5 protein-coding genes are annotated in these 2,251 nt (G+C 40.8%); 3 read left to right on the forward strand and 2 right to left on the reverse strand.

From position 1 onward, the window contains the following. Positions 1-272: hypothetical protein (locus tag VB740_RS17925; protein WP_323201309.1), on the forward strand; the 272-nt coding region annotated here is incomplete at its 5' end. A gap of 216 nt (positions 273-488) precedes the next feature. Here the strand turns inward: VB740_RS17925 and VB740_RS17930 are convergent. Both VB740_RS17930 and VB740_RS17935 read right to left on the reverse strand, forming a co-directional pair. Next, entirely contained in the window at positions 489-857 is a 369-nt protein-coding gene (locus VB740_RS17930; RefSeq protein WP_323201310.1) for a DUF5615 family PIN-like protein, read from the reverse strand. Then, the gene (locus tag VB740_RS17935; RefSeq protein WP_322667677.1) at positions 854-1,147 is read right to left on the reverse strand and encodes a DUF433 domain-containing protein; all 294 of its coding nucleotides are present in this window, start codon (positions 1,145-1,147) and stop codon (positions 854-856) included. The genes VB740_RS17930 and VB740_RS17935 overlap by 4 nt, the downstream gene beginning before the upstream one ends. 250 nt (positions 1,148-1,397) lie before the next feature. Between VB740_RS17935 and VB740_RS17940 the strand changes: the two genes are divergently transcribed. Beyond that, positions 1,398-1,640, forward strand: a complete 243-nt coding sequence (locus VB740_RS17940) for a hypothetical protein (protein ID WP_323201311.1) — start codon at positions 1,398-1,400, stop codon at positions 1,638-1,640. 142 nt (positions 1,641-1,782) lie between these two features. Beyond that, positions 1,783-2,178, forward strand: coding sequence for a hypothetical protein (locus VB740_RS17945; RefSeq protein ID WP_323201312.1), 396 nt, complete (start codon positions 1,783-1,785; stop codon positions 2,176-2,178). Positions 2,179-2,251 lie beyond the last annotated feature (73 nt).

Here is a 2,251-nt window from a genome sequence, read left to right on the forward strand (position 1 = left end):
TGCCAGAAGCCCTTGCTGCTGCCAGGGCGATTCAGGATGAGTCGAATCGTGCCAAAGCCTTGAGTGCCTTAGCTGACAGTTTGTCGCAAATACAAGCTGCCAAACTTTTTTCCCTTTGGAAAGATACTCTTCATGAGTTATCCCTTCGCACTCGCTCTAATTTGCTGCGAGATATCAAAGCGTTATTTCCTGTTATCTTTGCATTAGGTGATAAACAAGCAACGGCAGAAATTGCCCGTGCAATTGTGGATGTGGCGCGATGGTGGAAATAATTTATAATTCGTAATTCGTAATTCGTAATTCGTAATTTGAAGAGAGTTAGATTTAACAGCTACTCAACTCAGTTCTCTAACAACAGCATAGGAATGCGAGGTATCGCATTTATAAACTCTCTCTGGTGTCGATAAGTGGCCAATCGCAATTAGTCATAAAATCATCAGAGAAATTGTCTAGACTGTCGATGAGCGATCGCCAAGACGTATTGAATACTATTCATCAATCCAAGTACTCAGAAATTCTACCTGATTCTGCATTTCTTCTGCTGACTTAGCTGCAATTAATCTCAAAATACCGCGCATTAGTTCCCCCACTGAGTAACGTTGCTGCTGTACCAAAATTATCCCTGCATGAGATTGTTCTTTGGTCAAAAAATCAGTGTGCAAACGGTAGAAATCTCTAATATTAGAACTATATAAAACAAAACCTTGCTCAGTTGCCCACGTTAGCTGTTCTTCATCGGTATATCCCAGCCTATTCAAATTTAGACTTGTAATCACATCTACACCACGGTTTTGTAAAGCCAGAACTAGAGAACGTGCGGTAGAATCCTCATCCATATACAAGCTAATTCGGCTCATGAAAGTTTTTGAATTTTATGCAGTTTCTCTAATCTGTCTCCCTCTGCCTCTTCTGCTGCAATGTCAGCGTCAATTTGGTCGCGGTTAGCATGATAATAAGCTAAAGCTGCATAAACCTGCGCTAAGGTCAGATGACTAATTTGATCTGCAATCTCTTCGGCGCTATAACCTTGTTTGTACCAGATTGCTATACGCCTGACTGTCACGCCTGTACCAGCAATAATCGGACAACCGCCGTGTATTTCAGGATTATGGTTAATCAGTGTGCCAATATCGGTAATAGTTGTCAAAACTTGTTCTCCTTTTGGGTGTGTTTTTTTCGCATTTTGACACCATTATGCTGATTTTAACAGTTATATTTTTGTCAAGCCCAAAGTCTTTGCCTTGTATTTCACGCTTGTGGGATGCAGCGCAGCAATTAGATTTGTCTAACCTGGGTTTGCGATCGCTTATATCGATCTTTTCTACAAAATACTATGCGATCGCCTACAAGGTTTTTGCCTACGCACTCCCCAACAAATTGAAGCAGGTTCGCAACTTATGGGAGCAGGTTCGCAACTTACGGGAGCAGGTTCACAACTTACGGGAGCAGCTTCGCAACTTGTGGGAGCAGCTTCGCAACTTATGGGAGCAGGTTTGCAACTTGTGGGAGCAGGTTTGCAACTTGTGGGAGCAGGTTTGCAACTTACGGGAGCAGGTTCGCAACTTACGGGAGCAGTTTCGCAACTTGTGGGAGCAGTGTACCTTAAAGTTTTGATAAAGCTTAGACAATTATCTATATAAATACCAATATCTAGTAATAAAATTCCGAAAATTTACTGCTATAACTTGAAAAATTTATTACGAAAACTGCGAGTTTTGCTGAACCAGAATGCAGTTTAATTGAGGCAAGCTAGCTCTATAAGAATTTTAAAGGAGTAGTTTTATGTCTCGTAAAAAACGTACATCCCGTGTTTTAGAAAAAGCTCAGTTAAGATCGGCCGGACTGAAATCGATTGTTCCAAGCATCAAATTTGATGAAGATTATAGTTTAGAAAAATTAGTTGAGTCAATCGATCGGTTACGCAACAAAATTGATGTTTATAATACTGCTCTGTCTGTAGTTGACTCTTCTAAAACTGAAATTGAAGAGATGGAAAAAAATTTGAGTCAGCTTTCTGAGAAAATGCTGATGGTGGTTGGTATCAAGTACGGTAAAGACAGCCGCGAATATGAAATGGCGGGTGGTGTTCGCTATAGCGATCGCATCCGTAAAATCAGATCGAGCCGCTTAAAAAATGTTGCAGAACAAGCATCTGATGAAAATGCTAAAACTGCATAAAATGCAATAGACGCGATGAATCGCCGTCTCTACAAAAGACTGATTATTGTAGAGACGGCGATTCATCGCGTCT

This window comes from Nostoc sp. UHCC 0251 (assembly GCF_034932245.1).
Taxonomy (GTDB): domain Bacteria; phylum Cyanobacteriota; class Cyanobacteriia; order Cyanobacteriales; family Nostocaceae; genus Nostoc.

Coding starts and splice junctions, on each gene's coding strand:
- VB740_RS17945 (WP_323201312.1), top strand. CDS start 1,783: ATGTCTCGTAAAAAACGTACATCCCGTGTTTTAGAAAAAGCTCAGTTA.
- VB740_RS17930 (WP_323201310.1), bottom strand. CDS start 857: ATGAGCCGAATTAGCTTGTATATGGATGAGGATTCTACCGCACGTTCT.
- VB740_RS17940 (WP_323201311.1), top strand. CDS start 1,398: ATGGGAGCAGGTTCGCAACTTACGGGAGCAGGTTCACAACTTACGGGA.